Origin of the sequence: Stenotrophomonas sp. YIM B13575 (assembly GCF_042787595.1) — a bacterium.
Taxonomy (GTDB): Bacteria; Pseudomonadota; Gammaproteobacteria; order Xanthomonadales; family Xanthomonadaceae; genus Stenotrophomonas; species Stenotrophomonas lactitubi_B.
On record NZ_JBHZOP010000124.1, the window covers coordinates 1 to 5,680 of the forward strand.

The following is a 5,680-nucleotide window of genomic DNA, read 5'->3' on the forward strand; positions in this document are numbered from 1 at the left end:
GGGCCATGCCCGGCGTTCCCGCATCCGCCGGGCATGGCCCGGCGCTGCCTCCAGATCAGGCTTCCGGGGTGAAGCCGGCAGGCTTCTCGGCGTCTTTCTCGAACAGGAACTTCACCAGTTCCGTTTCCAGGAAGGCGCGATGCTCCGGCTTTCGTGGCGACAGGCGGTTCTCGTTGATCAGCATGGTCTGGTGTGCCAGCCATGCGGTCCAGGCCGGCTTGCCGATGTGGTTGAACACACGTTGGCCGAGCTCACCCGGGTAAGGCACGAAGTCCAGGCCCTCGGCATCGCGTTGTTCGTACTGGCAGAAGACGGTTCGGGGCATGGCACTCACTTGTGGTTGCGGGATTTCGCGGAGGTTTGCTTCGGGGTCTTGATGGGGGTGCCATCAAGCAGCTTCCGGATGGGGGCTGGCAAGCCCAGTGCGGGCAGTTCGGCAGCGCCGACCCAGCGCAGCGTGGGTTCTTCCACGCGCAGGCCGTGCACCTGGCGTGACAATACCTGCAGATGCAGCTTGTAGTGGCTGAAGGTGTGCTGCAGCACCGGTAGTTCCTCGGCATCTTCCAGTGAACCATCGACGTGCACGTCGAACCAGTCCTGCAGCTCGCTGCCCGCATCGGCCTGCGGAAGCGTCCACAGCTGCGCCCAGATGCCGGTATCCGGCCGCTTCTGCAGCAGCACACGCTGCTGCTTGTCGCGCAGCAGCAGGGCCACCGCCTCGCGTTCGGGCAGCACCTTGCTCGGCTTTGCTGTTGGCAGCTCGGCCGTACGGCCTTCGCGACGTGCCACGCAATCCTCCTGCAGGGGACAGATCACGCAGGCCGGTCTGGACCGGCTGCAGACCGTCGCACCGAGGTCCATCTGCGCCTGGGTGTAGTCGGCCATGCGTCCCGCCGGTACCTGCGTGACCTGCGCTTCGGCGATGGCCCACAGCTGCTTTTCGACGGCGGGCAGGCCAGGAAAGCCTTCGACGCCGTGATAGCGGCTGAGCACGCGCTTGACGTTGCCGTCGAGGATCGCGAACGGGTCGTTCCAGGCTTGGCTGAGGATCGCGCCGGCGGTACTGCGGCCGATGCCGGGCAGGTCGTGCAGGGCATCGAAATCACGCGGGAGGTCGCCCCCATGCTCGCTCACGCAGCGTTTGGCGGCCGCATGCAGATTGCGCGCACGGGCGTAGTAACCCAGCCCGGCCCACTGCGCCATCACCGCGTCGTTGCTGGCGGCGGCAAGGTCGGGCAGGGTGGGGAAGTGCTGCAGGAAACGGTGGAAGTACGGAATGACCGTTGCCACCTGGGTCTGCTGCAGCATGATTTCCGACAACCAGACCCGATACGGGCTGCGCGGATGCTGCCAGGGCAGGTCGTGGCGGCCGTGGTCGTCAAACCAATGCAGCAGGCGGGCGACGAAGCCGTGCTCGGGGGCTGGCATGGCGCTGGCGTTCTGCTGGCGGGGCATCGGTACTCCAGGGGGCAGCCACCCATGGGGTGGCTCTACTACGGCAGCGGCCGGTCACACATGGGGTGGCTCTACCGGGTTGCAGTAGAGCCACGCCATGCGTGGCTGCACGGTGTATCAGGCGCCCAGCGCTTCGGGCAACAGGGCGTCGACGAACGCTTCCGGATCGAACACGCGCAGGTCTTCCGGGCGCTCGCCGATGCCGGCGAAACGGATCGGAATGCCGAACTCACGGGCCAGTGCGAACACCACGCCGCCCTTTGCGGTGCCGTCCAGCTTGGTCACCACCAGGCCAGTCACCTTGACTGCGGCATTGAACTGGCGCAGCTGCGAAAGCGCGTTCTGGCCGGTAGTGCCGTCGATCACCATCAGCACTTCGTGCGGCGCGTTTTCGTCCATCTTGCCGAGCACGCGGCGGATCTTGCCCAGCTCGTTCATCAGCCCGGACTGGGTGTGCAGGCGGCCGGCGGTATCGGCGATCAGTACCGACGTGCCACGGGCCTTACCGGCCTGCAGTGCGTCGTAGGCCACCGAGGCGGCATCGGCGTTCTGCCCCTGCGCGACCACGGCCACGCCGTTGCGCTCGCCCCAGATCTGCAGCTGGGCCACGGCAGCGGCGCGGAAGGTATCGCCGGCGGCCAACATCAGGCTGTGGCCCTCGTCCTTGAAGCGCTTGGCCAGCTTGCCGATGGTGGTGGTCTTGCCGACGCCGTTGACGCCAACGGTCAGCACCACGAAGGGCTTGGCGTTGCGGTCGATGACCAGCGGCTTGGACACCGGCTGCAGGATCGCGATCAGATCGGCGCGCAGTGCCGCCAGCAGGGCGTTGGCATCGATGAATTCGCGCGCCTTCATGCGCTTGCGCAGGTCGGCGATCAGCTCGGTGGTGGCGGCAACGCCGACGTCGGCGGTCAGCAGTGCGGTCTCGATCTCGTCCAGCAGGTCGTCATCGAGCTTGGGATTGCGCGAGAACAGGCCGCCGAAGCTGCGGGCGAAAGCGCTGTTGCGCAGGCGTTCGCGCCAGCCGGGCTTGCCGGCCGGGGCGGGCGGGGCATCGACCAGCACCGGCAGGTCGGCAGCGGGGGCGGCCGGTTCCTGCGCGGGGATGACCGGGGCCAGCGGGGCAAGCACCGCAGCAGCGGCGGCCGCCTCGGCTGCGAAGTTCTCCGGTGCCAGCACGCGTTCCGGCAGGGCTTCGGCAGTGGTTTCCTGCGGCGATTCCAGCGTTGCCTGCGAGGGCGGCGCTGCTGACGTTGCGGGCGCGACGACTTCGGGCGTGGCAGCTGGCACAGGCGCATCCGCCACGGGCGGGGCTACCGGTGCGGCCGGGGCCTGCTCGGGCGGCGCGGCCGACGGGAATGCCGCCGCCAGCTCTTCAGCCGAGTAGTGCTGGGTCTTGGGCGCGTCCGCTGTGGCGGCGTCCTGGGGCTTCTTGCGGCGGAAAAAACTGAGCATTGGCAAAAGGCGCTGAAATCAGAGGGATATGCTACCACCCGGGCCTGTCTGGCCGGCGTGGACTCAAGGTCGCAGCCGCGCGGCCGTTAACCGGTGCGGAAGGCTGCGTTGGGTGGCCTGGGAGACCTCCCGATGAACGATGTGACCGGTATTGCCCTCAGCGGGATGCGTGCGGCCCAGCGGGGCGTGCAGGTGGCCGCGCACAACGTGGCCAACCTGGCGACCGCGGCTGCACCGCGCCTGCAACTGCAGCGCGATGCCGCAGCGCAGGGCGGGGTGGACTCCCGCGTGATCTCCACTGGTGACACCGACCCGTCCGCGCCGCTGGGTGACCTGTTGGCTGCCAAGGCCGAGGTGGTGGCCTTTGCTGCCAACGCTGCGCTGATCCGCCGCGAGGACCAGATGCTGGGCTCGCTGCTGGACCGGCAGGCCTGATCCGACCGGCTCTGGGCGGGCCCGAGTCGACCGGCTCTGGGACGGGCCTGATCCGAGCGGCTCTGGTAGGTGCCAACCTTGGTTGGCACGCTTTCGCTGTCAAGCCATCCTCGGCAGCTTTTGAAGCGCCAACCAAGGTTGGCGTCTACCAGGCCAATGGCGGTGCCAACCGGGGTTGGCACCCTCCAGGCTGGGCGATCCGGGCATCGATCAGGCCGACAGCTCCAGCAGCAGCTTGTTCAGACGGGCCACGTACGCACCCGGATCCTTCAGGCTGTCGCCGGCGGCCAGCGCAGCCTGGTCGAACAGCACCCGGCCCAGATCGTCGAAACGTGCGCCATCGGCTTCGGCATCCAGCTTGGCGATCAGCGGGTGACCCGGGTTGATCTCCAGTACCGGCTTGCTGTCGGGTACCCTCTGGCCGCTGGCTTCCAGGATCTGGCGCATCTGCAGGCCCAGGTCCTGTTCGCCGATGGCCAGCACCGCCGGTGAATCGGTCAGCCGGTGCGACACGCGCACTTCGGCCACGTCATCGCCGAGCACGGTCTTCAGGCGCTCGACCAGGCCCTGCTTGTCCTTTGCAGCGGCTTGCTGTTCCTGCTTGTCCGCTTCGCTTTCCAGAGCGCCCAGGTCGAGGTCGCCGCGGGCGATATCGACGAAGCCCTTGCCGTCGAAATCGGTCAGGTACCCCATCAGCCACTCGTCGATGCGGTCGGTCAGCAGCAGGACTTCGATGCCCTTCTTGCGGAACACTTCCAGGTGCGGACTGTTGCGTACCTGGCTGTAGCTCTCGCCGGTCAGGTAATAGATCTTGTCCTGGCCTTCGGCCATGCGGCCGATGTAGTCGGCCAGCGACACGGTCTGTGCATCGGCCTCGCCACGGGTGGAGGCGAAGCGCAGCAGGCCGGCGACCTTCTCACGGTTGTTGTAATCCTCGGCCGGGCCTTCCTTCAGCACCTGGCCGAATTCCTTCCAGAACGCGGCGTACTGTTCGGGCTTGTCGTTGGACAGCTTCTCCAGCATGTCCAGCGAACGCTTGGTCAGCGCGGCCTTCATCGAATCGATGACCGGGCCCGACTGCAGGATTTCGCGCGAGACGTTCAGCGACAGGTCGTTGGAATCGACCACGCCCTTGATGAAACGCAGGTACAGCGGCAGGAACTGCTCGGCCTGGTCCATCACGAACACGCGCTGCACGTACAGCTTCAGGCCCTTGGGGGCATCGCGGTGGTACAGGTCGAACGGCGCGCGGCCCGGCACGTACAGCAGCGAGGTGTACTCCAGCTTGCCTTCAACCTTGTTGTGGCTCCACGCCAGCGGATCGCTGTGATCGTGGGCGACGTGCTTGTAGAACTCGGTGTACTCCGCATCGCTGATCTCGGTACGCGGGCGGGTCCACAGCGCGCTGGCGCGGTTGACGGTCTCCCATTCGACGGCAGCACCTTCTTCGCCGCCTTCCTTGGGCATCTGGATCGGCAGGCCGATGTGGTCGGAGTACTTCTTGAGGATGCTGCGCAGGCGCCAGCCGTCGGCGAAGTCGTGCTCGCCATCCTTCAGGTGCAGGACGATGCGGGTGCCGCGCTCGGCCTTGTCGATGGTGGCAACGTCGAAATCGCCTTCGCCACGCGAGGTCCAGCGCACGCCTTCACTGGCGGCCAGGCCAGCGCGACGCGAGGTGACTTCGACTTCGTCGGCGACGATGAAGGCGCTGTAGAAGCCTACGCCGAACTGGCCGATCAGCTGCGAATCCTTCTTCTGGTCGCCGGACAGCTGGCGCAGGAAGTCGCCGGTGCCGGACTTGGCGATGGTGCCGAGGTGGGTGATGGCATCGGCGCGGCTCATGCCGATGCCGTTGTCTTCGATGGTGATGGTGTGTGCGGCCGGATCGAAGCTGACGCGCACGCGCAGTTCGCTGTCGCCCTCCAGCAGCTCGGGCTGGGTCAGGGCTTCGAAGCGCAGCTTGTCGGCAGCGTCGGCGGCATTTGAGACCAGCTCGCGGAGGAAGATCTCCTTGTTGGAGTACAGCGAGTGGATCATCAGCTGCAGCAGCTGCTTGACTTCGGTCTGGAAGCCAAGGGTTTCGGTCTGGATCGTCTCGGACATCGGTTAGGGCTCCATGTGCAATGCCGCGCAAGCGCGTGCGGCCTCGCCAAGGGGTAAGGGTGATTGTCCCGAAATCAAGGGGTTGGTCGGGCAGGGCGGCGCCCTGCACCCGCAGAGGCCAAATCAGCAGCAACAGCAACAGCGGGCATTCCATGGGATGGCGGGGCGGTGTGGGTGGGCAGGACACGCCGTAAACCCATCCATGGCGCCAACGGTCCAGCCCACCCACACC

At 66.7% G+C, this 5,680-nt stretch carries 5 protein-coding genes; 1 reads left to right on the top strand and 4 read right to left on the bottom strand.

Annotated features, from left to right (window positions below; translation table 11 throughout):
- Positions 1-55 precede the first annotated feature (55 nt).
- From ACFX4F_RS17745 to ftsY, 3 genes are all read right to left on the bottom strand, one after another.
- The gene (locus ACFX4F_RS17745) at positions 56-325 is read right to left on the bottom strand and encodes an oxidative damage protection protein (protein WP_025878821.1); all 270 of its coding nucleotides are present in this window, start codon (positions 323-325) and stop codon (positions 56-58) included.
- A gap of 5 nt (positions 326-330) precedes the next feature.
- Complete coding sequence (gene mutY / locus ACFX4F_RS17750; protein WP_380657526.1) at positions 331-1,455, bottom strand: A/G-specific adenine glycosylase; 1,125 nt, start codon at positions 1,453-1,455, stop codon at positions 331-333.
- Between the two features lie 117 nt (positions 1,456-1,572).
- Positions 1,573-2,910, bottom strand: a complete 1,338-nt coding sequence (ftsY, locus tag ACFX4F_RS17755; protein ID WP_380657528.1) for a signal recognition particle-docking protein FtsY — start codon at positions 2,908-2,910, stop codon at positions 1,573-1,575.
- A 132-nt stretch (positions 2,911-3,042) separates the two neighbouring features.
- Here ftsY and ACFX4F_RS17760 point away from each other — a divergent pair, with 132 nt between their 5' ends.
- Positions 3,043-3,345 (top strand): hypothetical protein, encoded by a 303-nt coding sequence (locus ACFX4F_RS17760; protein WP_099820151.1) that lies wholly within the window; start codon positions 3,043-3,045, stop codon positions 3,343-3,345.
- A gap of 210 nt (positions 3,346-3,555) precedes the next feature.
- Here ACFX4F_RS17760 and htpG read toward each other — a convergent pair whose 3' ends face one another.
- Complete coding sequence (htpG, locus tag ACFX4F_RS17765; protein WP_380657530.1) at positions 3,556-5,448, bottom strand: molecular chaperone HtpG; 1,893 nt, start codon at positions 5,446-5,448, stop codon at positions 3,556-3,558.
- Positions 5,449-5,680 lie beyond the last annotated feature (232 nt).

Coding starts and splice junctions, on each gene's coding strand:
- ACFX4F_RS17745 (WP_025878821.1), bottom strand. CDS start 325: ATGCCCCGAACCGTCTTCTGCCAGTACGAACAACGCGATGCCGAGGGC.
- mutY (WP_380657526.1), bottom strand. CDS start 1,455: ATGCCCCGCCAGCAGAACGCCAGCGCCATGCCAGCCCCCGAGCACGGC.
- ftsY (WP_380657528.1), bottom strand. CDS start 2,910: ATGCTCAGTTTTTTCCGCCGCAAGAAGCCCCAGGACGCCGCCACAGCG.
- ACFX4F_RS17760 (WP_099820151.1), top strand. CDS start 3,043: ATGAACGATGTGACCGGTATTGCCCTCAGCGGGATGCGTGCGGCCCAG.
- htpG (WP_380657530.1), bottom strand. CDS start 5,448: ATGTCCGAGACGATCCAGACCGAAACCCTTGGCTTCCAGACCGAAGTC.